Annotated in this window: 22 protein-coding genes, 1 pseudogene and 1 riboswitch; of the genes and pseudogenes, 11 read left to right on the top strand and 12 right to left on the bottom strand. The window is 61.7% G+C overall.

What is annotated here, in order from left to right; translation table 11 throughout:
- Positions 1 to 130 precede the first annotated feature (130 nt).
- Positions 131 to 328, bottom strand: coding sequence for a hypothetical protein (locus tag CYA_RS04310; RefSeq protein ID WP_143597040.1), 198 nt, complete (start codon positions 326 to 328; stop codon positions 131 to 133).
- A gap of 95 nt (positions 329 to 423) precedes the next feature.
- On the opposite strand from CYA_RS04310, the pseudogene CYA_RS14640 reads away from it, so the two are divergent.
- Positions 424 to 643, top strand: a pseudogene (locus tag CYA_RS14640) (RNA-guided endonuclease TnpB family protein); the annotation flags it as partial.
- 269 nt (positions 644 to 912) lie between these two features.
- Here CYA_RS14640 and rpsT read toward each other — a convergent pair.
- A complete protein-coding gene (gene rpsT, locus CYA_RS04305; protein ID WP_011429810.1) occupies positions 913 to 1215 on the bottom strand; it encodes a 30S ribosomal protein S20 in 303 nt (100 codons plus the stop codon).
- Between the two features lie 88 nt (positions 1216 to 1303).
- On the opposite strand from rpsT, the gene CYA_RS04300 reads away from it, so the two are divergent.
- Positions 1304 to 2668 carry a CRTAC1 family protein gene (locus CYA_RS04300; RefSeq protein ID WP_011429809.1) on the top strand — a complete coding sequence of 455 codons (1365 nt, stop codon included), beginning with the start codon at positions 1304 to 1306 and terminating at the stop codon, positions 2666 to 2668.
- A 27-nt stretch (positions 2669 to 2695) separates the two neighbouring features.
- Here the strand turns inward: CYA_RS04300 and CYA_RS04295 are convergent, their stop codons facing one another.
- The gene (locus tag CYA_RS04295) at positions 2696 to 4594 is read right to left on the bottom strand and encodes a cation:proton antiporter (RefSeq protein WP_011429808.1); all 1899 of its coding nucleotides are present in this window, start codon (positions 4592 to 4594) and stop codon (positions 2696 to 2698) included.
- A 255-nt stretch (positions 4595 to 4849) separates the two neighbouring features.
- A riboswitch (Glutamine riboswitch) is annotated at positions 4850 to 4941 on the top strand.
- Between the two features lie 95 nt (positions 4942 to 5036).
- Between CYA_RS04295 and CYA_RS04290 the strand changes: the two genes are divergently transcribed.
- The gene (locus CYA_RS04290) at positions 5037 to 5477 is read left to right on the top strand and encodes a DUF4278 domain-containing protein (protein ID WP_011429807.1); all 441 of its coding nucleotides are present in this window, start codon (positions 5037 to 5039) and stop codon (positions 5475 to 5477) included.
- A 781-nt stretch (positions 5478 to 6258) separates the two neighbouring features.
- Positions 6259 to 7356 (top strand): RuBisCO accumulation factor 1, encoded by a 1098-nt coding sequence (gene raf1 / locus CYA_RS04285; protein ID WP_041438181.1) that lies wholly within the window; start codon positions 6259 to 6261, stop codon positions 7354 to 7356.
- Positions 7357 to 7503: 147 nt separating this feature from the next.
- On the opposite strand, the gene sppA is transcribed toward raf1, so the two are convergent.
- The 5 genes from sppA to CYA_RS04260 all read right to left on the bottom strand — a co-directional run bounded on the left by sppA (position 7504) and on the right by CYA_RS04260 (position 12854).
- Positions 7504 to 8310, bottom strand: coding sequence for a signal peptide peptidase SppA (gene sppA, locus CYA_RS04280; protein ID WP_011429804.1), 807 nt, complete (start codon positions 8308 to 8310; stop codon positions 7504 to 7506).
- Positions 8311 to 8384: 74 nt separating this feature from the next.
- Positions 8385 to 9017, bottom strand: coding sequence for a 3-oxoacyl-ACP reductase FabG (gene fabG / locus CYA_RS04275; RefSeq protein ID WP_240527266.1), 633 nt, complete (start codon positions 9015 to 9017; stop codon positions 8385 to 8387).
- 120 nt (positions 9018 to 9137) lie between these two features.
- Positions 9138 to 9977 carry a 16S rRNA (adenine(1518)-N(6)/adenine(1519)-N(6))-dimethyltransferase RsmA gene (rsmA, locus tag CYA_RS04270; protein ID WP_011429802.1) on the bottom strand — a complete coding sequence of 280 codons (840 nt, stop codon included), beginning with the start codon at positions 9975 to 9977 and terminating at the stop codon, positions 9138 to 9140.
- Positions 9978 to 9984: 7 nt separating this feature from the next.
- Positions 9985 to 11706, bottom strand: coding sequence for a sensor histidine kinase (locus tag CYA_RS04265; RefSeq protein WP_011429801.1), 1722 nt, complete (start codon positions 11704 to 11706; stop codon positions 9985 to 9987).
- A gap of 53 nt (positions 11707 to 11759) precedes the next feature.
- Positions 11760 to 12854 carry a PIN/TRAM domain-containing protein gene (locus tag CYA_RS04260; protein ID WP_011429800.1) on the bottom strand — a complete coding sequence of 365 codons (1095 nt, stop codon included), beginning with the start codon at positions 12852 to 12854 and terminating at the stop codon, positions 11760 to 11762.
- A gap of 233 nt (positions 12855 to 13087) precedes the next feature.
- Between CYA_RS04260 and CYA_RS04255 the strand changes: the two genes are divergently transcribed.
- From CYA_RS04255 to CYA_RS04230, 6 genes are all read left to right on the top strand, one after another.
- A complete protein-coding gene (locus CYA_RS04255; RefSeq protein WP_011429799.1) occupies positions 13088 to 13330 on the top strand; it encodes a NifU family protein in 243 nt (80 codons plus the stop codon).
- Between the two features lie 112 nt (positions 13331 to 13442).
- Positions 13443 to 14543, top strand: a complete 1101-nt coding sequence (gene rseP, locus CYA_RS14370; protein WP_011429798.1) for an RIP metalloprotease RseP — start codon at positions 13443 to 13445, stop codon at positions 14541 to 14543.
- Positions 14544 to 14549: 6 nt separating this feature from the next.
- Complete coding sequence (gene nth, locus CYA_RS14365) at positions 14550 to 15245, top strand: endonuclease III (protein WP_011429797.1); 696 nt, start codon at positions 14550 to 14552, stop codon at positions 15243 to 15245.
- A gap of 49 nt (positions 15246 to 15294) precedes the next feature.
- On the top strand, positions 15295 to 16302 hold the full coding sequence (rapZ, locus tag CYA_RS04240; protein ID WP_011429796.1) for an RNase adapter RapZ: 1008 nt from the start codon (positions 15295 to 15297) through the stop codon (positions 16300 to 16302).
- The gene (gene yvcK, locus CYA_RS04235; protein ID WP_011429795.1) at positions 16295 to 17653 is read left to right on the top strand and encodes a gluconeogenesis factor YvcK family protein; all 1359 of its coding nucleotides are present in this window, start codon (positions 16295 to 16297) and stop codon (positions 17651 to 17653) included. The genes rapZ and yvcK overlap by 8 nt, the downstream gene beginning before the upstream one ends.
- Before the next feature lie 233 nt (positions 17654 to 17886).
- Positions 17887 to 18618 (top strand): protein-L-isoaspartate(D-aspartate) O-methyltransferase, encoded by a 732-nt coding sequence (locus CYA_RS04230; protein ID WP_083759154.1) that lies wholly within the window; start codon positions 17887 to 17889, stop codon positions 18616 to 18618.
- Here CYA_RS04230 and CYA_RS04225 read toward each other — a convergent pair.
- The gene (locus tag CYA_RS04225) at positions 18615 to 19367 is read right to left on the bottom strand and encodes a glycerophosphodiester phosphodiesterase (RefSeq protein ID WP_011429793.1); all 753 of its coding nucleotides are present in this window, start codon (positions 19365 to 19367) and stop codon (positions 18615 to 18617) included. The two genes, CYA_RS04230 and CYA_RS04225, sit on opposite strands and share 4 nt — an antisense overlap.
- Here CYA_RS04225 and CYA_RS04220 point away from each other — a divergent pair.
- Positions 19366 to 19551 carry a hypothetical protein gene (locus CYA_RS04220; protein WP_011429792.1) on the top strand — a complete coding sequence of 62 codons (186 nt, stop codon included), beginning with the start codon at positions 19366 to 19368 and terminating at the stop codon, positions 19549 to 19551. The genes CYA_RS04225 and CYA_RS04220 overlap by 2 nt on opposite strands.
- Here the strand turns inward: CYA_RS04220 and CYA_RS04215 are convergent.
- From CYA_RS04215 to CYA_RS15015, 3 genes are all read right to left on the bottom strand, one after another.
- On the bottom strand, positions 19548 to 20117 hold the full coding sequence (locus CYA_RS04215) for a peroxiredoxin (RefSeq protein ID WP_369781487.1): 570 nt from the start codon (positions 20115 to 20117) through the stop codon (positions 19548 to 19550). The two genes, CYA_RS04220 and CYA_RS04215, sit on opposite strands and share 4 nt — an antisense overlap.
- A 41-nt stretch (positions 20118 to 20158) precedes the next feature.
- Positions 20159 to 20668 (bottom strand): GNAT family N-acetyltransferase, encoded by a 510-nt coding sequence (locus CYA_RS04210; RefSeq protein WP_228375439.1) that lies wholly within the window; start codon positions 20666 to 20668, stop codon positions 20159 to 20161.
- A 345-nt stretch (positions 20669 to 21013) separates the two neighbouring features.
- Positions 21014 to 21160: a hypothetical protein gene (locus tag CYA_RS15015; protein ID WP_011429789.1), complete on the bottom strand. Its 147-nt coding sequence runs from the start codon at positions 21158 to 21160 to the stop codon at positions 21014 to 21016.
- Positions 21161 to 21547: the final 387 nt, after the last annotated feature.

Raw genomic sequence — 21547 nt, 5'->3', positions numbered from 1 at the left:
AGGCTTTATGGGGAAAGATCGCCGGCAAGGCTCCTCCCGTACCCCCTGCCGTCAGGACAGGCAAGGCCCCACAAACCTCCCCTGGCAAGAGGCCGCCGCAGTCATCTTTCACCTGCCCAGCAGAAGCCTCTCAGCCCACGCTGGAACCTTCCACTCCAGCGGTAGCCCGGCAGGGTGGGGAAGCGGCGGTGTTGATCGCTTCCCAGGAGAAATCCCCCGACTCTGAGACAGTAGAATCTCCCCTGGGCACCTCTACGGCCAAAAGCATCGGCAGCTTCTGGGCCATGGCCGATACAGGATCCCGGATTTCCCGCATTGCTTCCGCCACCGACAGTGGCCGCGCGGTCAGTTCTATTTCAAGAAAACGCGCGGGATTCCCCATCGTCTGTACGGTGGGGAGGGATAGCGCCTAATATAACCTGCATGACCCAAGTCCTGACTGTCTTCTGCAAGCTCAAGGTATCTGCCTCGCAAGCCACAAAGCTGGATGCAACTTTGGATGCCTTTGCCCAGGCCTGTCAACCAAAACACGCCAGAGAAGATAACCAACGCTCTTCAGCTTCAGTCTCTGAGCGACCGCGAAATCCATGCACGGTTTGGGCTGTCCAGCAACTTGGCTGTGCAGGTATGTAGGTCCATCGCCCCGTATACGGGGGGTGTGGGGGCGGGGGATCCAGAAGCGTGTCAACCAACAGCGGCGCAACCAGACAGATCCGAAGCAAGCAGAACTTTGAGGTTATGCCTCAAAAGACTGTCTGGGGGCGTCTTGACAGCGCCTTTACGAGTTCATTTTGGGCTGCGTAAGAATCCCCTGGGTGGGAGTGTCAAACAAAAGCTCGGTAAGCAAATGCTCAAGCTTGCTTCCGGGGCAGCAGTAGAGACCTTTGGGCCCTGCCCGTCCAAGACCCTGTCTTAGGAGGCACTTGTGGCGGCCAGGGATCGTTGCACGATCCGAGACAAACGCGCCTTCCGACGGGCGGCTGTGTTTTTGTGGAGAACCCCTGTTTTGGCCGCTTTGTCGATGCGGCTAAAGGCAGCGCTCATCGCCGCTTGAATCTCCTGCAGGGTTTCCGGTTGGGGGTTGGCGGCGTAAGCAGAGGAGAGAGAAGTGACTTTTTTCATCAGCGCGCGCACCATGGCTTTGGTAGCTTTGTTGCGCAGGCGATTTCGCTCCGCAATCTTGACGCGCTTGATGGCAGATTTGATGCGTGGCATGGTTGAAAGGGAAGCGACAGCGAGGATCTAGCATACCATTAGAGTCTGGAGCCCCACCAGTTCCTGCCTCTCCTACGACGGGATCCCCATGTTCCAAGATTGCAGCTCCCTCATCCAGTTCAACCCGCCTGCTTTTTCCTATGGAGTTGCCATTTGCGATGTGGATCGGGACGGGGCTTTTGAGCTGTTTGTGTGCGGCTTCCGCGGCCCGAATCGGGTTTTGAAGTGGAACGGCCAGGCGCTGGTGGATTTGGTGGACGATACTCTGGCCGATGCAGGGCGGATGGCCATTGGGGTGGCTGCCGGCGACTTCGACGGCGACGGGCAAGAAGAACTCTACGTCTTGAATACTGATACCTTCGGCGGGCGCAAGCGCTTTGGGGATCGCCTCTTCGACTGGCAGGGATCCCGTTGGGTGGATCTGTTCTCTCTGCCCCACAACCAAGATGCCCTCAACTTGACGGCAGGTCGCTCGGTGGCCTGCGTGGATCGCTTTGGCCAGGGGCGGTACGGGTTTTTCGTGGCCAACTATGGCGGCCCCATGCGCCTTTACGAGCTGTCCGCCGGCCAGATGATCGCCGATGTGGCGCCAGAGGCGGGGGTAAACCGGGTAACGGGAGGGCGGGGGCTGGTGGCCGTGCCCCTGGTTTCCCAGCGGATGGACATTTTTGCCGTCAACGAGCAGGGGCCCAACTTTTTGTTTCGCAACCGCGGGGATGGCACCTTTGAGGAAATTGCCGCCGAGGTGGGGTTGGCGGATCCCGGCGAGCACGGACGGGGGGTGGCAGCGGTGGATCTGGATGGGGACGGGCGGTTGGATCTGGTGTACGGCAACTGGGAAGGGCCGCATCGCCTCTGGATCCAAACTTCCAGCGGCGTCTTCAAAAATGTGGCCCCTCCCGAGCTGGCCAGGCCCTCCCGCATCCGCACGGTGATCGCTGCCGACTTCGACAACGACGGTTACCCAGAGCTGTTTTTTAACAACATCGGCGAGCCCAACCGGCTGTTTGGCTGGCGCTCCGGCTGCTGGCAGGCTATCGACATGGGAGATGCTGTCGAGCCGCAGGGACTGGGGACGGGAGCGGCGGTGGCGGATGTGGATGGGGACGGTTGCCTAGAGCTGCTCGTTGCCCACGGAGAATCGGGCGCCCAGCCCCTGAGCTTCTACCGTCCGCTGGCCCCTGGCAACAACTGGCTGAGAGTTCTGCCCCTCACCCGCCAGGGATCCCCAGCCCGCGGCGCCTTGGTACGCCTGGTTACCTCTACCCGCACGCAGATCCGACCCATCGACGCCGGCAGCGGCTACCTCTGCCAGATGGAGCCGGTGGCCCATTTTGGCCTGGGATCCGAGTCGGCAGTAGAAGCCATCCAGATCCAGTGGCCGGACGGCAAACAGGTGCAGGTGGCTCACCCACCGGTCAACCAGCTCCTGCGGATCCCCTATCCTGGTTAGCTCCCCTGAGAGGGGTTTTGTCTCTATCTACTCAGCCGAGCCCGAGATCCCTGCCCATTCCGGCTGTACAGGGCGCTGCCAGTGCTCCCACCAGGCGGTCGCAGGCTCGGGTGGGCCGCTGTCGCGGCTGCCGTTGGCATGGCCGAGGAGCGGCGGGGATGGGGGCTGCGCCGGCCAACTCACGGGGGTGGGGATCAGACAACTGGGGTAAGGAGGGCGCAAATCGCGGTAGTGGCTGCTGCGGATGGCCAGAATCTCCTGCTGGATGACCTCCAGGGGCTCGTCCAGCTTCAGCAGCACATGGCTGCACAAGCCCAGGCTGGCCTCAAATTCCGGGTGGACGACTTCCCTGGCCCCCAACTGATAGAGCTGTTCGATGTCCTCTTCATGGGTGGCCCGCACCACCACATCCAGGTGGGGCGCCAGTTCCAGCGCCCGTTTCAGGCAAAGGCGCATGCTCAGGCGATCCGGCAGGGCGATCACCAGGGCGCGGGCGCGGGGCAGGCCAGCTTTCTCCAGCACCGGGGCGCTGGCGGCATTGCCGTAGAGATAGGGGATCCCACGGGAGCGCAGGTGTTGGATGACCCGTTCCGACTGGTCGATCACCAAGACGGGATGGCGACGGGCTTCCAGGATGCGCACGATGTCCTGCCCCACCTGTCCATAGCCGCACACCACCACGTGATCCTGTTGGGGAGCGTCGGGGGACAGGGCGGGGGGCCGCTCGCTCGCTTCCAGCCAACGGGCAAAGAAAGGGATCCCTTGTAATTTTGCCAGCAGCCGCGGCGCGCCCCTGAGCAGAAGGGGAGTGACCAGCAGGGTAACGGCGGTGGTGCTGACGACGAGCAAATACAGTTGCCGCGACACCAGCCCTAGCGCTTGCCCTTCGCTGGCCAGGACAAAGGAGAACTCGCCGATCTGCGAGAGGCCCAGCCCCACCAACACCGCTGAGGGGAGCGGGTAGCCGAACAGACCGGCCAAAGGGGCCACCAGGCAAAACTTGCCCACCATCACCAGCCCCACTAACCCTAAGATTAAGGGCAGGTGGGCAGCGATAAAGCTGGGATCGATGAGCATGCCGATGGCGGCAAAAAAGAGGGCGGCAAACACATCCCGCAGCGGCTCCACATAGGCCAGGGTCTGGTCGGCGTATTCCACTTCTGAGATCATCAGCCCGGCCAGGAAGGCCCCGATCTCGCTGGAAATGCCCAGCCGCTCTGTCAACAGGGCAATCCCCACGCAGAGGCTGATCACCCCCAACAAAAACACCTCCTTGCTCTCCTGCTGCGCCAAAAGGCGCAGGAAAGCGGGCACCAGCCACATCCCGCCCACCACCGCCCCCAGCCCCACCAGGCCAATCTCCGCCAGCGCCTTGGCCAGGGATCCCGCCAGCTCCGGCAAAGGACAATCCAAAGCCGGCAACACCGCTAGCATCAGCCCCACCGCCAGATCCTGCACAATCAAGATCCCCAGCATGGCGTGAGCCTGGGGCGTGCCCATCTGGTTGGTCTCGGTGAGGCTTTTGAGCACCACCGCTGTGGAAGACAAAGAGAGCACTGCCCCCAGGAAGATCCCCTGCACCGGCGTCAGCCAGCCGCTGGCCACTGCCAGCGCCGCCGTGATCGCGATGGTCAGGCCGATCTGCAAAGCGCCGCCGCCAATGGCGATCCCCCGCACCTGGCGCAACTCTTTGAGGGAAAACTCCACTCCCAGGCTGAACAGCAAAAAGGTCACCCCAAACTGGGCCAGGGTTTCCACCTGCACCAACTCCTTGATCCACCCCAGCCCCGTTGGTCCCACCAGGATCCCTGCCAGCAGGTACCCAAGCAACACCGGCTGCCTCAGCAGCGCTGCCAGAAAACCACCCGCCGCCGCTGCCGCCAACACTGTCACGATGTCCAGAATCAGGCGAAAGTCTTCCTGCACAGAGACACCCCACCAGGAGTATGAACTTTTGTAGCCAATCCTGAGGATTCTTCCACGATAATGCTTTCTTCGGCCCTGCGGACAGAGTGGAAGGCTGGGCCCAACCCAAAGCGCTGCAAACCGGCTCCCGCAGGGGATCCCGCCTCATTCAGGCTGGGTTCTTGGCCAGCTAAAGGGAGGATCAGTGGAAATTTTCGTTAAAAGTTGGTGGCAATACCTCAAAACCGTAGCTTATAATACAAAATGTAGAAAGAAATCGTTCATCCTCTCGCCTGCTGTTTGGCTTATCGTGGAGCAAGACGGCAGCCGGAGGACGGAAGTAGGGAGCTATCCCGAAGGAACGCGCCTCAACCCTTGGGACTGTCCACGGGACATCTCAGGTCACTCCTCAGGAAGTGAAGTGGATACAGACCATATACGTTTGGAGGCGAAGATGAAGATCATGGAACTCTCTTACCGTGGCGTTGGTTACACCCACTCGCCGGCGACGGTGACTGTTTCTCCGGGCAAAGTGGGGGGTCGCTATCGGGGGCTGGACTGGCGATTTCGCCACCTGAGCAAGCCGGTGGTTTTGCCCACCAAGCTTGACCTGCTCTATCGGGGCGCGGCCTATCGTTCCGAAGCTGCTGCAGCGCCGGCTCAAACCGTTCAGACAGCCGAGGCACCTGCTCCTGGCCGTTCTCACGTTCTGGATGAGCTGGCTCGCCGCCTGATGATGGGCCACCAACGGGCGATTCGGGTTCGTCAGCAAGCCATGTTGGTGCGTGGCACGGAGCGGGTTGGCCTGCAGGCCAATGTGCGCAACTTCTGGAACCGCATCCAAGGAAAGGTGCATCCCACCTTCCGTCTCACCTATGACCGCAGCCGGGTCAGCATGAGCTAGTTTGCTTTGCCCACCCCAGTTCATCTTCTGGTATGGCGGGAGAGGGATCCCTTTGGATCTGGATGGGGGGTCAGGGGAGGGGAAAAGGCGCGGCTACTTCATCGAATTCAGGTGACGGAGGGCGAGTGCCGAGAGAGCGCCGAGAGCAATTGACACTCCCTCCGCCGGAAGGCGGGGGATGCTTAACGTAGTTCACAAACGGGCTCGTAAAGGCGCTGCCAAAGCGCCTCTAGCTAGACAGTTCCTTGAGGCAAGGCCCCAAGGTTCTGCTGACTTTTCTGATCGCGTCAGGGGGCAGAGTCCTTGCAGGTTGGCTGAGACGTTGGCATCTCCCAGACGCTGGCCACCGGTCGAGTTTTTCATCGTGATGAGGTGCTTGCCTGGGAACGGCACGCCTCGGTAACAACGATACCATTATGAGCAACTCAAGTTGCCTACGGGCTTTTCCGCCCCGCCCTAAAGTACGAGGCTACCGAGCTATCCTTTTGTGTTTGCAGGTTGGCCAGCGGTTGGGGGGTCACTCTTGCACGTGGGCGGGAAGGGGATGCGAGCTCCAACGCTGCCCCCCGCGTTAGTGGGCCGTAGGCCTATGTTATTTGAGGCTGCCCTTATCAACCAGCCCAGGGATCCGCGGCTGGCTTGCCGGCTACAGGATTTCCCAAAGCCCCCGGCTACTGCTTCGCGGAAGCAAGCTATAGCCATGGGGTAGTTTACTGTATTGGATGGGTTGGTTCTGTATGCGTTCATTTTGGGCTATTGTCGTTGCGGAGGAAGCGTGGCCATGAGTCAGCATTTGCCGGAACCCACTGCCCCGGAGGAGGATCCCAGCCTGTTGATGGGCCGGCTGCAGCGCAAAGAGGGGGGGTGGCTGGATTGGGCAAAGGCCTGCCAAAGCTTGCAACGACAGAAAATGACTCCCCAGGCCATCTTCGAGGCGACCGGGTTTGAGCCCGCCCACCAAAACCAGATCGTTGTCGCCGCCCAGGTTTACGAAGGAATGGCGAAAGCAGGAGCCAGCTCAGCCGTTTTGGAGCACTTTGCCCACAAAGGCAGCGATATTCTCTACGAGTTGCGCATCCTCTCGCCTCAGGATCGCGTCCGGGTGGCGGAGCTGGTTGTCAGCCGCAACCTGGGTGCCGATGAGGCCCACGAGATCGCCCGGGCTGTGAAAAACTATGCCCAACTGCGGCAGCTCCCGGAAGGGTTCACGGATCACCCCGGCGATGCGGTGGCTTACCAAGCCTGGAAAACTGCCCAGGAAACCCGCGATCTCCAGGAGCGAACCCGGGCCATTGGCCGCGCCTTTCAGTATGCCCACAGCGAAACAGCCCGCCAACAGGTTGAGCGGCTCTTGTCGACGTTGGCTCCCGGCTCCCAACCCCAGCGCAAGCCGTTGCCCAGGCTTTCGGTGTTTCGCCCGGAAGAGGATCTGCCCCGTCTGCTGCCGGTGGCCGGATCCCTGCCTCTTTCTACCGCCACCTGGGAGCAGATCCCTGCCGTTGAGCCTCAAGGCCTTTTTGGTTGGGTCACCAGCGTGGCTGGGCAGACGTGGATGGCCTTGCCCGCTTGGCCGGCCATTCAAAGGGCCGCCGACCCAGTCGCCCTGCAGGTGGACAATGGTTTGCTGGGATCCCTGTTGGGCTGGCCGGTGGCCCCTGAAGAAGAACAGGATCCGATTTTGCTGGTGGCGGATCGCGCCGTTCGCACCTGGGAAGGGAGGGCAGGGGTTTTCCTGGTGGATCGAGGGGGAGCTGTGGCGGTGGAGTGGATAGAGGATTCGCCCCCCTCTCCCCTGCTGGGCCAAGTGCTGATGGCGGTGCGTCCCCCCCGCATCTTCGACGAGGAGTTGGCGCAGGATCCCTGGCAAATAGAGGAGTAACTCCGGCCAGCCAGACGCACCGCCGCAAGCCCCCGGCCAGGAGCAGGTGGCAAAGCGGCTTCTGGCTTTGCTTCCCAACTGCTCTCTTATGCCGGCATAAGGGTTGGGGGCGGGAGAACCAATCCTCACAGTTGTGGAGGCCGTCTCTCAAGAACCGGTGTAGAGCCACAGGGGCAGGCCTGAGGTGCTTACCTCAAATTGCAGACGCGCCAATGCCTCTGCCGCCGGTAGCAAGCGGGCCCAACCCCTGCGCCGTGGGAGCAGATCGCAGAACTTCGCATCGGGCGGCAACCCTGACAGCTCCGCGGCCCAGAGGCGGGCATCCTCTTCTGTGCCCAGGCGATCCACCACGCCCAGGTGCAGAGCTTGTTCGCCGCTGAAAATGCGGCCATCGGCAAAGGTTTTGACCACATTCACGCTTAGCCGGCGAGCGGCAGCAACGGTTTGCACAAATTGGCCGTAGGTGATGTCGATCAACTCTTGGAGGATGTTGCGCTCTTCTGGGGTCAGCTCGCGGTCAAAGGAAAGGATATCCTTGTAGGGGCCGGACTTGATGACCTTAAAAGAAATCCCTATCTTGTCCAGCAGCCGTTCGAGATTGTTGCCGCGGATAATGACGCCGATGCTGCCGGTGATGGTGCCGGGGTTGCTGACAATTTTCTCGGCTCCCATGGCAATGTAAACCCCTCCAGAGGCAGCGATGTTGCCAAAGCTGGCCACAATGCGCGTGCCCTTGCGTTCCCGCAGACGCGAGAGGGCATTGTAGATTTCCTGGGAGTCTGCCACTGTCCCACCGGGGCTGTCGATGCGCAACACCACGGCAGGGATCTGTCTTTCTTCCACCTCTTGCAAGGCTTTGAGAACCCGCTCTCGGGTTCTGCCATCGATCACCCCTGTTACCTCAATGCGGCCAATTTGCTGACGCCAGCCCCCCAAGAACCATCGCTTCAGCATAGGAAAACGGCACGAAAATAAGCCTCTACCCTCGTATCATGAAGGCCGTCTGGGGGTGCGGTCAACCAAGCAGCTCAGACATTGCCGTACACCGGGATCGCCGCCCCTCTCAGATCCCGCGCCGCTTCCGAGACCAAAAAGGCGATCACCTGCCCGATCGACTCGGGCTTTACCCACAGCTCCGCCTGCTCGGAGCCCATGGCAGCCCGGTTGGCCGGCGTGTCGATGATGCTGGGCAGGATGACGTTGGCGGTGATGTCGGTGCCTTTGGTTTCGGCGGCAATGGTGCGGGTCAGGGCCACCACCCCCGCTTTGGAAGCACAGTAGGCGGCCAGTTGGGATCCCGGCTCTACCGCCCCTCGGGAGGCCACCGTCACGATCCGTCCATAACCCTGTTGCCACATCTTGCGCAGGCTGTGCTTACAGGCCAGGAAGGTGGTGGTGAGGTTGAGGTCAAAATCGCGCCGCCAATCTTCTAGGCTGTACTCGTGAGTGGGGCCCATGGCAAAGCCGCCCACCAGGTGCACCAAACCATCGACGCGGGGCAGATCGTCGATGAGCCGTGCCACAGCGGCTTCGTTCAGCAAATCCACCTGCACAAAGCGCACCTGATCCAGGCTATTGGCCGGCAGGCGCTGCCGCAAAACAGCCAACTCCTCCTCTTGGCGGTAGGTCAAGGTCAACTCTGCCCCTGTGTCCAGGAGCACGGGGGTTACTCCCAACCCGAGCCCACCGGTACCGCCAGTTACAAGGATCTGTCTGCCTTGGTTGTTGAGCATAGGTTGTTTTGGGGTCTGGTGAAAAACCCTTGAGGACTTCCTCTCACCCTAGCGCGGTTTTCCCTCGCCGGAAACGGCAGCCATCCTAGGTGTCTGCTCCAGCAGCAGATCGCTCAGGGCCAGCCAATCGGGCAGATCCAGCTCTTCGGCACGGGCCGTGGGGCTGAGGCGGAGCTGAGCCAGAGCGGCGGCCACGGTCTGGCGATCCACGAGGCCTCCCAGAGCATTGACAAGTTGCTTGCGGCGGGCGGAGAAGCCCTGGCAAACCAGTTGGGAGAACCAGCGGGGATCGCGGGCGGGGGTGGGGGCGGGGCGGGGAGTGAGGCGAACCACTGCCGATTCCACTTGGGGAGGAGGCCGGAAGGCGCTGGGGGGCACGCGGCAGATGAGCTCGCACTCGGCCAAGTAGCGCACCCGTACACTCAGAGCGCCGTAGGCTTTGCTGCCAGGGCCGGCCTGCAGGCGCTCGGCCAGCTCTTTTTGCACCATCAAGACGATGCGCTCAAACTGCCTCACCGGCTGGGCCGGGGATCCCAACACTTTCTCCAAAATTGGGCCAGTGAGGTTATAGGGGATATTGGCCACCAGCAGGCGGGGCTGAGGCGGCAGCGGCAGGCGAAGAAAATCTCCTTCCACCAAGTGAAAGCGGGGTTGGTCGGCGAAGCGCTTTTGCAGCAGCCGACACAGATCCCGATCGATCTCTACCGCCACCACATGTACGCCCTGGGCCAGCAACCGCTGCGTCAACTGCCCGGTGCCGGGGCCGATCTCCAGAACCCACGCAGGATCCCTCTGAGGAGGCGGCAACTGGGCGGCCCGCACAATCGCCTCATGAACCGCGGGATCCTTAAGCCAATGCTGGCCAAACCGTTTGCGGGGATAGGGCATCGGTGGATCAGCACTGGGCCGGATAGGGCATTAGGTTGGGATTCGTAGCCTCTGGGGGGCCTTCTTGAGCTGGGCTCGCCTCCCCCCCTGGGAGCGGCTGGCGGTAGAGGGGCACGGTAAAAGTGACGGTGGATCCCAGCCCTTCGCCCAGGCTATAGAAGTTGATCTCTCCCCCCATTGCCTCCACCAGCCGTTGGCTGATGGCTAGGCCCAAGCCGGTGCCGCCGTACTGGCGGGTGGTGGAGCCATCCACCTGGGTGAAGGCCTGAAACAGCTTCTGCTGCTTTTCCAGCGACACGCCGATCCCGGTATCGATGACGCGGATGCGGGCCATCCCCGGGTCGCCGGGAAGGAGGTCGGCTCGTACCGTCACCGAGCCTTTGGGGGTGAACTTGATGGCATTGCCCACCAGATTGAGCATCACCTGCAGCAGGCGTTGGTAATCTCCGTACAGCCAAATCCGATCCGGCGTGGGGGGCAGGTGGAAGCTAAGTTGCAATCCCTTCTGTTTGGCCTGCAGGCCGGTTTTGGCCTCCACATCCTTGAACAAGGCGCGCAGGTCGCAGGGCTCAAACTGCAACTGCATTTTGCCCGCCTCGATCTTGGCGATGTCCAGCACGTCGTTGATCAAGGCCAACAGGTGCAGGGCCGAGCGGTAGGCCTCCTGCAAAAAGTCCAGCTCCTCTTCTCGGCTTTCGGCCATCCCGTCCAGCACCAGCCTAATAAAGCCGATGATCCCGTTGAGAGGGGTGCGCAGCTCATGGGAAGTATTGGCCAAGAATTGACTTTTCAGTTGGTTGGCCGATTCTGCTTGGGCGCGGGCCTGCTCCAGCTCTTTGTTTTTCTGGCGCAGTGTCTGGTTGGCCAACTGCAGGCGAGTGGCCAGTTGGCGACTTTGATCCAGCAAAATGGCGTGGGCAATGGCGGTGCCCAGGTAGGTGGCGATGCTCTGCAGCACCTGAAGGTGGCCGGCCTGCCAGAGGGGGGCTTCGTTGGGGGGCAACACTTCCAGCCAGAGCAGGCTGTTGGCATAGCCCCGGTAAGACATGGCGATGGCCAGATGGCGTCCCATCACCACCGGCTCTTCTTGACGAAGGGCTTGCAGCAGAGGCGGGTGATCCGCCAGACGCAAGGTCTGGTTCAACAGCGAGGGATCCCCCGGGTTGCGGCGGTACTCAGCATTGACTGTGAGGGAGTCCTGCCCCATTTCGTAGAGGGCCAGCAGGCAGCGATCCGCCCCGAACAACTGGCCCAACTGCTCCACCGTCTGCTGGCACAGCTCGCGGATGCCGAGGGAGTGGCCGATGTTGCGCAGCAACTGCGCCGTGATCCCCGGCACCGGCTCGGTCAGGAGGGGATGGCGCTGGGCAGGGGGGCTGCCGGCTCCGCCGGCCAAGTTGAAAGGCGTCGCCCCCAACACCTTGCCCACTACCGACACGGCCACCACCTCCCCCTCCATGTCCCGCACCGGGTTGAGGCAAAGATGCAAGTGCAACTTGTAGCGGGGAGAAATCACCTGACACTGATGCTGCAAGGGATCCCCGCTCGCAAACACCTGCCTGAGCTTGGCTTCGTACTCCTCCGCATTGGCCACCTCCCAGCTTTGCTGTCCGCTCAGGATCTGCTGCGGGTAGATGGCGTAGTTCTCAGCACCCTCCCAATAAAAACTCCAGAAACGCTGCTGGCGATCCTGGGTGTAGAAAATCAGATCCGGTTGGAGGACGCCCATTGGGGGAGAGGCCATCATTGCGTCGGGAAAACAAAGCTCTTCGGCCTGAAGCCTCAGGTTTTCGCAGAGGAAGCTGGGCTGGAGTCCTTGTTGAGGCGGGCGAAGAGCATCCGGCCCGCCGAGGTTTGAATGGCGCTGGTCACCACAACCGAGCGAGTCTTGCCCAGAGAGCGCTGTCCCTCTTCCACCACCACCATCGTGCCATCCTCCAGATAGCCAACCCCCTGGCCCGGCTCCTTCCCTTCGCGGGTGATCTTGATATCGAAGCTGTCGCCGGCAATGTAGATGGGCCGCAAGGCTTCGGCCAGCTCGTTCACGTTGAGCACCTTGATCCCCTGCAGTGTGGCCACCTTCTTCAGGTTGTAATCGGTGGTCACTAGCGTTCCCCCCACATTCTGGGCCAGGCGCACCAGCTTCTCGTCCACGGTGGCCAGATCCGGGTAGTTGGCTTCGTGAATCACAAAGCGGTCGGGATAGGCCTGGCGCAGGGCTTGCAGCGTATCCAACCCTCTGCGGCCTCGCTCCCGTTTTTGCGGATCGGCTTTGTCGGCGATGGTTTGCAGCTCCGCGATAACAAAGCGAGGGATCACCAGCGTTCCCTCCAAAAAGCCTGTCTCGATCAACTGGGCCACGCGCCCGTCGATGATGGAGCTGGTGTCCAAAACCTTGGGGCTGGCCGCCACCACACTGCCCTCTGCGGCCGCCTGCAGGGCGTAGTTGGGGTTGAACAGGCGCAAGAGCGCAGGGCCATGGGTATCGGCCAAACTCACCCCCAAGTAGGCAAAGGACAAGCTAAAAAAGACGGAGGCCAGCGGCTCGATAAAGCTATTGAGCTGCTGAGGCAGGGGCAACAAATAGACAGGAGCCATGGCCAAGTTGGCAATCACCAGGCCGATCACCAACCCCACCGAGCGGCTGATCAACACATCCGGCGGCAGCGAGCGTACATTGGCCTCGAAGCGGCGGTAGCCCCAGCGCACCAAGGATCCAAAAGCCAAACCCGCTAGGACACCAAAGCCGCTGGTAACCACGCGCGCCCCCTCCACATTGGCCCCCTGAATGGCGGCAGGAGGGAGCAGATCCAGGCCGTAGAATCCAAGACCCGCCCCGGCCAACATGAAGATCACAATCAGTAAGACATCTAGCATGGCGAAGAAAGCGCCCCTGCTCAGAATAGGCTTGGGTCTGCTGCTCGCAACAGGCAAATCTGAGTCCTATTCTAGTCTTCTGGCTGAAGAGAGGGATCTCATCCCCCACCCCGAAAGAAGGAGACTATGCTGAAGAAGGGCGATCCCTCCCTGGCTTGAGGGGTCTGGCGAGAAATCGCTACAATCAACATCTCGACATCCCAGGCAAGGTCTCAGCAGAGCTGGAAGCAACTATGGCACAAGCACTGGAACTAACGGCCGAAAATGTGGAAAAAGTCCTCAACGAGCTGCGCCCCTACCTGCAAGCCGATGGCGGCAACGTAGAGCTGGTGGAAATCGACGGCCCGGTGGTGAAGCTGCGCCTACAGGGGGCCTGTGGCGCCTGCCCCAGCTCCACCCTGACCTTAAAAATGGGCATCGAGCGCAAGTTGCGGGAGAGCATTCCCGACATCCTGGAAGTAGAACAAGTGTTCTGAGGGCTCTGCCGCTTCTGGTCTGTTATCTTGGTTCCTTAAGGCGGCAGGTGCAGCCGTCGCTGTGGCTCTCTGCCTCTTGCTCTTTTTTTCCTTCTCTCCTTCAAGCCAGCCCATGCCTGTTCTCCTCTCCATCGCCATTCTCGCCCTGCTGATCCTGGTGCATGAGGCGGGACACTTCGCCGCAGCCAAACTCCAAGGGATCCACGTCAACCGCTTTTCGCTGGGATTTGGCCCGGTGCTGTGGCGCTACCAGGGCAAGGAGACGGAGTACGCCATTCGCGCCCTGCCGTTGGGGGGCTACGTGGGCTTTCCCGACGATGACGAGCGCTCTCCCTACCCGCCCGACGACCCGGATCTGCTGAAGAATCGCCCTGTCGCGGATCGCCTGGTGGTGATGAGCGCGGGGGTGATGGCCAACCTGGCCTTCGCCTATCTGGTGCTGGTGCTGATGTTTGCCACGCTGGGGATCCCATCGGTGACGCGCATCCATCCCGGCATTCTCATCGCCCAGGTGATGCCGGATAGCCCGGCGGAGCGGGCCGGCTTGCAGGCGGAAGATGTGGTGTTGCGGGCAGCTGACCACGATTACAGCACGGTTGCCGACGAGGCCTCGGCCTTGGCAGCTCTCAATGATTTTCAGGCGTTGATCCGCCGCAGCCAAAACCGGCCCGTCCCCCTGCAGGTGCAGCGAGGGGAGGGGGATCCCATTCTGGAGATCACGGTGACTCCCGAGATGCGGGGAGAGGTGGTGGCCATTGGGGTCAACCTGGCCCCCAACCAAGAGGTGACACTGCGCCCGGCTCAGAGCCCGGCAGAGATCTTTGCCGAAGCCGGGAACGCCTACCAGCGCTTGGTGATGATGAACCTCAGTGGCCTGCAGCAGCTCCTGCAGAACTTCCAAAACACCGCCACCCAGGTATCCGGCCCGGTGGGGATTGTCAAGCTCGGCGCGGATCTGGCGCGGGACGATGCTGCCAGCTTGTTTAATTTCACCGCCTTGATCAGCATCAACCTGGCTATTCTCAACCTGTTGCCCCTGCCCGCCTTGGATGGGGGACACATCGCCTTTTTGATCTTGGAAGCGATCCGCGGCAAGCGGCTGCCCAAAGAACTGGAGGAACGGGTGATGCAGACGGGCTTGGTGCTGCTGCTGGGGCTGGGGGTAGTGCTGATCTTCAAGGACACCCTTGCCATCGTCACCGGGTCGGGCTAGTTGCAGATGAGCGGCAAGCGGGCTTTGCGCCAGCGGGCTTTGGAGATCCTGATCCGGCTGAAGCGCCATTACCCCAACTCTACCTGTGCCCTCCACTACGAAACGCCGCTGCAACTGCTGGTGGCCACCATTTTGTCTGCACAGTGCACCGACGAGCGAGTCAACCAAGTTACGCCGGAGCTGTTTCGCCGCTTTCCCGATGCCCAGGCGCTGGCGGCGGCGCCGCGGGAGGAGATCGAGGCCCTGATCCGTCCCACCGGCTTCTACCGCAACAAGGCTAAACACATCCAAGAGGCCTGCCGCAAGATCGTGACGGACTTCGGCGGCCAGGTGCCCCGCACCATGCCGGAGCTGCTCACTCTGCCGGGGGTGGCCCGCAAGACGGCCAATGTGGTCCTGGCCCATGCCTTTGGCATCAACGCTGGCGTGACTGTCGATACCCACGTCAAGCGCCTCAGCCGTCGCCTCGGCCTCACCGAGCACGAGGATCCCGTGCGCATCGAGCGGGATCTGATGCAGTTGTTGCCGCAAGCCGACTGGGAAAATTGGTCCATTCGCCTGATCGAGCATGGGCGGGCCATTTGCACCGCCCGCAAGCCCCTTTGCGAACAGTGTTTTCTGGCCGATCTCTGCCCCAGCGCCCCCCTCCCGGGGCCGGCGGAGAAAACGGACAGAGAAGCCGCAACAGCCTCCCAGACTTGAGCGCCTGGCATCCGGTTTTTCGGCTCCCCATCGCCCTAGAATAGGCTGCATGGACGATCAAGCGACTAGACCGACCGCCGCGACCTCGCCTGTTCTCGTTATTGCCGGGCTGACGGGATCCGGGAAAACCCTGGCCATCCAGCAATTGGAACAACTGGGCTACACCGGCTTGGAAGGGATCCCGCCTGACCAGGCCGTTTATTTAATCGAGGCAATCCGGCCTCGCCACCCTGCTCTAGCGGTGAGCCTAAACCTCCACACCCCGGAATATCGGGAGCAGTTCCTTGCCTTTGACCGCTGGCGGCAAGCGCAAGGGATCCCTTTCCTCTTTCTGGAGGCTCGTCCCCTGGTATTGCTCAACCGTCTCAGCGCCCACCGCCGCCCCCACCCTCACCGCCCTGGCCTTGGCCTGTTGGAGGCCATTGAGCAGGAAGTGCGCGATCTGGCCCCCGTGCGGGAGCGCTGCACCCACCTCCTGGATACGTCTGAGCTGAACAGCCAGCAACTGCGGCAGCAATTACAAGCCCTGGTCCACGGGATCCCACAGCCGCTCAACCTGAGGCTGGTCAGCTTCGGCTTCAAGTACGGTGCCCCCCCCGATGCCAACTTGCTGTTCGACGTGCGCTTTTTGCCCAATCCCTTCTTTCAGCCCCATCTGCGCCACTTGACCGGCCAGGATCCGCCTCTGCAGGAGTTCCTCTTTGCGGATCCAGTTACCCAATCCACCTACCGGCAGATCTTTTCTCTGGTGCAGGCGTTCTGGCCCCACTACCGAGCAGAACGACGGCCTCACCTGACCGTGGCCATCGGCTGCACCGGCGGGCAACACCGCTCTGTGGCTCTGGTGGAGCGCCTGGCTGAAGATCTGCGGCCCTGGGCTGTCCCCACCGACAACCCTGCCCTGCCTGCCCTGAACATCCAGGTGCAGCACCGCCATTTGCTGGATTCGCAGCGGGAGCTGGAGGCCCGCTTTGGCCCGCCACCCCCTGCCGCTGGCGTAGAACAGCAACAGGTTAGGATCCCTTTGGCCGGCGTTCCTGCACCTCCCCATGACTAAGCCCGCGCCCAGCAACAAGTCCACTGTGTGGGGGCCTCGCCGTCGCCAGGCCACTTGGCCGGGAAATGGCTGGAAATGGCTCTTCCCTGGTCTGGCGGTCAAGCGCTGGCTCACCCTAGCCGTGGGGGGCGTGCTGCTGATGGTGCTGGGCATCGCCATCTGGACAGAGCTGACCCCCATCTTTCGCCTCAAGCGATTAATCGACATCACCCTGCGCCTGATCACCACCTGGATCCCCAACAACATCAGCGGCCCCTTGGTGACCGGGATCGGCTTGGTGATGGTGGTGCTGGGCTTTCGCAGCGCCATGCGCTCCATCGAAGATGTGCTGATCCCAGAAGGAGACGAGGCGCTGGTGGATAAGCTCCTGTCGCGGCGACGTCTGAGTCGTGGCCCTCGCATCGTGGTGCTGGGGGGCGGCACCGGCCTTTCCAACCTGCTGCGGGGGTTGAAGCACTACAGCTCCAACATCACCGCCATTGTCACCGTGGCCGATGACGGCGGCTCCTCAGGGCGCTTGCGGCGGGAGATCGGCGTGTTGCCCCCTGGAGATATCCGCAACTGTCTCACCGCCTTGGCCAACGAAGAAAAGCTGCTCACGGAGCTGTTTCAATACCGCTTCCAGGCTGGGGAAGGTCTGAGCGGGCACAGCTTCGGCAACCTGTTCATCACCGCCCTCACCGCCGTAACCGGGGGCGACCTGATTCGGGCCATCACCGCCACCTCGCAGGTCTTGGCCATTCAGGGACGGGTGCTGCCGGCCACCCTGGCGGACGTCACCCTCTGGGCGGAGTTGAGCGATGGCCGCCGCGTGGTGGGCGAGTCCAACATCGCTAAAGCCAGGGGGCGCATTTGCCGCATTGGCTGCGACCCGCCCAACCCTCCTGCCTTGCCCGAGGCGATCGAGGCCATCGAGGCGGCAGAGTTTGTGGTGCTGGGGCCGGGTAGCCTCTACACCAGCATCATCCCTAACCTGTTGATCCCGGAGATTGTGGAAGCTCTGGCCAAGAACATGGCGCCCCACATCTACGTGTGCAACATTATGACCGAGCCAGGGGAAACCGACGGCTACACCGTTGGGGATCACGTCATGGCCCTGGATCGGGTGGCGGGCGTGCGCTTGTTCGATGGTGTCCTGGTACAGCGGGAGCCCCCTTCTCTCCGCGCCTTGGAGCATTACCGCCGCAATGGCTCTGAGTTTGTGGTGCTGGATCCGGATAAGCTGGCCTACCTAGGTTGCCGGGCAGTTCTGGCCAACGTCATGCAAGAGGATCCTGAGACCGGCTTGGTGCGTCACAACCCTGAGCGCCTAGCGGCGATGCTGATGCGCTGGTTTGACAGACACCGCTAAACCACCCCACGGCCCCACCTTGCTAAGGGCTAGCTGTAGCCGGTAGATCCTTGCGGCTAAGTCGTGCACAAGAGGAGTTTCCATCCCCTTGCGGGAAGGGGTAGGGGAAAAAGCCTGATTAAAGCTGGAAGTCTTTTGGAAAGTAGGCCAGGATCGAGTTGAGGGATCCCAAGTGACGGCGCAGCGTTCCCGGAAAATCCCGGCAAGCTGTTAGCTTTGGAGGTTGTGCGCCAATGGTAAAGTTGTTCTCGTCTCTTTTTAAGAGGACTTCTGACTCCTTGGCTGGGATCCCGGCTGCCGAGTTGGGCGCTCCTCAGTCCTGTGCCGGCGATAGTGGCATGGATCCCTGGGCTGGCCAACGGGAGCGGATGGTGAGGGAGCAGATCTTGCAGCGAGGGATCCGCGATCCCCGGGTGCTGGAGGCAATGCGCAAGGTGCCGCGCCACCTTTTCGTTCCCCCGGAGCTGCGGGAGCGCGCCTACAGGGATTGCCCGCTGCCCATTGGCTACGGCCAGACGATTTCTCAGCCCTATATTGTCGCCTTTATGACTGAGGCGGCCCGCCTCACCCCTGAGTCGGTGGTGCTGGAAATCGGCACCGGATCCGGCTATCAGGCGGCCATTTTGGCCGAGCTGGCCCGGCAAGTATATAGCCTGGAGCGGCTGGCTCCCTTGGCCGCCCGCGCTCAGCAAACCCTGGCCTCCTTGGGCTACCGCAACGTGGAGGTGCGCCAGGGAGATGGCTATCAGGGTTGGCCGGAACACGCCCCCTACGACGCCATCGTGGTGACGGCAGCCCCCCCAACCCTGCCGACGCTGCTGCTGGATCAACTGGCGGTGGGAGGTACCCTGGTGGTGCCGGTGGGCGAAAGCCAGGGATTCCAATCCTTGCTGATCCTCCACAAAACCCCGGAGGGGGTGGTGCAAAAGGGGGCCTTCCCAGTGCAATTTGTGCCCATGGTTTAGTCTTCTGCGGCCAGCCAGAGCTGGCGGCGAATTTGCAGCGCCAACTGAGGGTGGTCGGTGATCAGCCCCCGCACCGGCGGCTCCTCCCCAGACGGGCGCAAACAGAAGGCCATGATCTCCGGATCGTTGACCGTCCAGACGTAGAGCGGGATCCTGGCTTGGGCCGCCGCCGCCAAAAACGGCAGGTCCAGCCAAGAGTAATGGGGGGCGAGAAAATCCGCTCCCACCTCGCGGCAGTAGGTCAAGAGGGATCCCTTCTCTCCCTCCGGCTGCGCCTCCACCAACAGGCCAACCTGGGGGGCAGCCCCTCCCAGAAGGGCTTTCACCCGTTGCGCCACCTGGGGCAAAAAAGAGGTGATCACACACTCTGCAGGGGTCAAGAGCTTGCCGATGAGGGCGAGGATCTGTTCTTCGTAGCCCGCCTCTTTCAGCTCGATATCGAGGGCAATCCTGCCCCTGACGTGGAGCAGCGCTTCTTCCAAGCTGGGGATCGTGGGCTTGCGGGCGCGGATCTCCGCCCAAGTGAGCGCCGCCAGCGGCTGCCCCTCCAGCTCGGCATCGTGAAAAACCAGCGGGATCCCGTCGCGGCTGCGGCGCACGTCCAGCTCGATCCCGTCGGCCCCGCCTTCGATGGCCGCCGCAAAAGCGGCCAGGGTATTCTCCTCGGCGTGGGTGTGATCCCCGCGGTGGGCGACAATCCGGGTGGGAAAGCGATAGTCTGGAGGAGTTGAAATAATCTCTCTAGCCATGGACACAGCTGCAATTGCCGCCTTCAAAGAGCGCATCAAGCGCATTCGCGAGCGCCGGCCCACCTTGGTCAAGCTTTTGGAAAAGCCAGACCTGGGCAGCTTGCGGGTCGATGTCAATCAAGCCTTGGAGGAGATCGACGAGCTGCTGCAGGAGTTCGAGCAGACCTTTGGCCCCCAGGACTAGCCAGCCTGGGCGAGCTCTTGCAGTTGGGCCAAGACCTCGGCACTGTGCCGAGAGGGGTTGACAATCGGGTCGATGGCCCGCAGGATCCCCTCAGGATCGATCAAAAAAGTGTTGCGCAGGGCCATCTCCCCCGTCCAGGAGCCGTAGGCGCGGCTAACCGTGCCCTCAGGATCCGAAAGCAGAGGAAATTGCAGCCCCTCTGCCGAGCAAAACCGTCGGTGCGAGTCCACCGAGTCGGCGCTCACGCCCACAATCTCCGCTCCCAGCGTCCGAAACTTGGGCAGATCCTGCTGGAAGCGGCGCGCCTCGATGGTACACCCGGCAGTGAAGTCGCGGGGATAGAAGTAGAGCACCACCCACTTGCCGCGAAAATCCGCCAGCCGCCGCACCTGGCCCGACTGATCCGGCAGCTCAAATTCCGGCGCCGGCGCCCCGATCTGCGGCAGGGGGGTGGTGCCCCACTGGGCCAAAGCGGGCTGAACCCCTGCCCAGCTCACCAGCAAAGCCGTAAACAACCCCACAAGGCCCAACCAGCGCCAGCTCCTGCCCCCTTCCTCGATAACCACTGCAACACCTCTCCAGCTTTCTAGCTCTAGTTTACATAACTTCACGGCAGCCACTTGCAGAGCAAAAGCTGGGGTGGGATCCCCAGCCAATGCCAAAGTTGAGAGGTGCGCTGGATGGGAGTGTAGCGCAGTTGGGCGTAGAGCTGCCGGGCGGCCAGATTGTCTTCCACCACGTGCAGATACAACTGGTGATAGCCCCAACCTTGCACCACTCCTTCGGCGCTGAGCAAAAGCTGCCGCGCGATCCCGCGCCGCCGCCAAGGGGGCAACACCGCCAAGTTGGCCAGATAGGGATACTTCCCATGGGCCATCGCCCGCAAGGAGATCTCGGCAGTGGCCACCACCTCGCATCCCACCGCAGCCGCCAGGCAGCAGTAGTGCGGATCCCTGGCCGCCAGCTTGAGGCGCAAATCCTCGCGGATGCCCAACTTGTGAATCGGGTGGAGCCAGCGCTGCAGACCCAAGGGCGGGTAAAAGACCTGGGCGAGAACCTCCGCCACGGGCTCCAAATCACCTAGCGTGACGGGATAGACCACGAGGGAGGGCAACACAGAGGAAAACAGGGCGTTCAAGCATCTGTTGCAAGCGTCCTTGCTATTTTCGCAGAGAAGCGGCAAGCAGCTCGCAGCCAACAAGAAGTGGCGGCAACCCCACCGGCACCGCCACTGAACCGACAAAACTTGAGTGGAGGGGAAACCACCCACCCCCATGCACGTCACCTGCATCCAAACTTAGCTGTCTCTTCACTTATTCGATTGTTCTGAGCGATTGTTCTGAGCTCACCCCCCTCTGCTCAATTGACGGGGAGAGTAGAACAGCCACCTGACGAACCAACTTTTGAAGCTCTGCTCCCGAGGGTTGAAGTGCCAAAACCTGACCCGCTCTCGCACTGTGCCCTACAGCTCCCCAGCATAGCGAGCTGAGCCTTTGGCGCGATAGACATCATCGGTAATGGGCTGGTAACCTACTTCAACCAGATCAGACTTGGCAGGCGTGAACACGCGGATAACTGCTCTAGCAATTTTCGAGAGAAAGGCAAGCATAAAAACCTCCTCCAAGCGAGCGTGAAACTATGAACTGGGCGAACCCAAAATTGCTAAAGCCCGCAGCCCTTGCTCTACTGAGCAGAGTCCTGATTCGCCAGAGTCTGCAGGGGGGAGCACCTGAACCCGACCGAGCATCGGTTTTCCACCTCTTCCTTGATCCTAAACGGAGACTCGAAATAGCAGGCCGGCATCCCTTAAACGGGTAAGACCGCTCGCCATCTTGCCATCTCACCAGAGGTAAACGACCCCTTATCGTTGCAGCGGCTGACCTCAACAGACCCGACCGCTATTTGATTTAGCTCCCATGTCCCTTCTTCGGAAGAAAACCTGTCGTAGGTGCCAGGTGCTCCTCTGGGCAAGACAACCGCTTGCTATAGAAACCTG

The sequence above is a fragment of the Synechococcus sp. JA-3-3Ab genome, assembly GCF_000013205.1.
GTDB lineage: Bacteria > Cyanobacteriota > Cyanobacteriia > Thermostichales > Thermostichaceae > Thermostichus.
Note: the sequence above shows the minus strand (reverse complement) of the source record. Positions and strands in the feature narration are given on the sequence as shown.

Excerpts from the sequence above, each read along its gene's own strand:
- rpsT (WP_011429810.1), bottom strand. The coding sequence starts at position 1,215 with ATGCCACGCATCAAATCTGCCATCAAGCGCGTCAAGATTGCGGAGCGA.
- CYA_RS04300 (WP_011429809.1), top strand. The coding sequence starts at position 1,304 with ATGTTCCAAGATTGCAGCTCCCTCATCCAGTTCAACCCGCCTGCTTTT.
- CYA_RS04290 (WP_011429807.1), top strand. The coding sequence starts at position 5,037 with ATGGAACTCTCTTACCGTGGCGTTGGTTACACCCACTCGCCGGCGACG.
- raf1 (WP_041438181.1), top strand. The coding sequence starts at position 6,259 with ATGAGTCAGCATTTGCCGGAACCCACTGCCCCGGAGGAGGATCCCAGC.
- sppA (WP_011429804.1), bottom strand. The coding sequence starts at position 8,310 with ATGCTGAAGCGATGGTTCTTGGGGGGCTGGCGTCAGCAAATTGGCCGC.
- rsmA (WP_011429802.1), bottom strand. The coding sequence starts at position 9,977 with ATGCCCTATCCCCGCAAACGGTTTGGCCAGCATTGGCTTAAGGATCCC.
- CYA_RS04265 (WP_011429801.1), bottom strand. The coding sequence starts at position 11,706 with ATGGGCGTCCTCCAACCGGATCTGATTTTCTACACCCAGGATCGCCAG.
- CYA_RS04260 (WP_011429800.1), bottom strand. The coding sequence starts at position 12,854 with ATGCTAGATGTCTTACTGATTGTGATCTTCATGTTGGCCGGGGCGGGT.
- CYA_RS04255 (WP_011429799.1), top strand. The coding sequence starts at position 13,088 with ATGGCACAAGCACTGGAACTAACGGCCGAAAATGTGGAAAAAGTCCTC.
- rseP (WP_011429798.1), top strand. The coding sequence starts at position 13,443 with ATGCCTGTTCTCCTCTCCATCGCCATTCTCGCCCTGCTGATCCTGGTG.
- nth (WP_011429797.1), top strand. The coding sequence starts at position 14,550 with ATGAGCGGCAAGCGGGCTTTGCGCCAGCGGGCTTTGGAGATCCTGATC.
- rapZ (WP_011429796.1), top strand. The coding sequence starts at position 15,295 with ATGGACGATCAAGCGACTAGACCGACCGCCGCGACCTCGCCTGTTCTC.
- yvcK (WP_011429795.1), top strand. The coding sequence starts at position 16,295 with ATGACTAAGCCCGCGCCCAGCAACAAGTCCACTGTGTGGGGGCCTCGC.
- CYA_RS04230 (WP_083759154.1), top strand. The coding sequence starts at position 17,887 with ATGGTAAAGTTGTTCTCGTCTCTTTTTAAGAGGACTTCTGACTCCTTG.
- CYA_RS04220 (WP_011429792.1), top strand. The coding sequence starts at position 19,366 with ATGGACACAGCTGCAATTGCCGCCTTCAAAGAGCGCATCAAGCGCATT.
- CYA_RS04225 (WP_011429793.1), bottom strand. The coding sequence starts at position 19,367 with ATGGCTAGAGAGATTATTTCAACTCCTCCAGACTATCGCTTTCCCACC.
- CYA_RS15015 (WP_011429789.1), bottom strand. The coding sequence starts at position 21,160 with ATGCTTGCCTTTCTCTCGAAAATTGCTAGAGCAGTTATCCGCGTGTTC.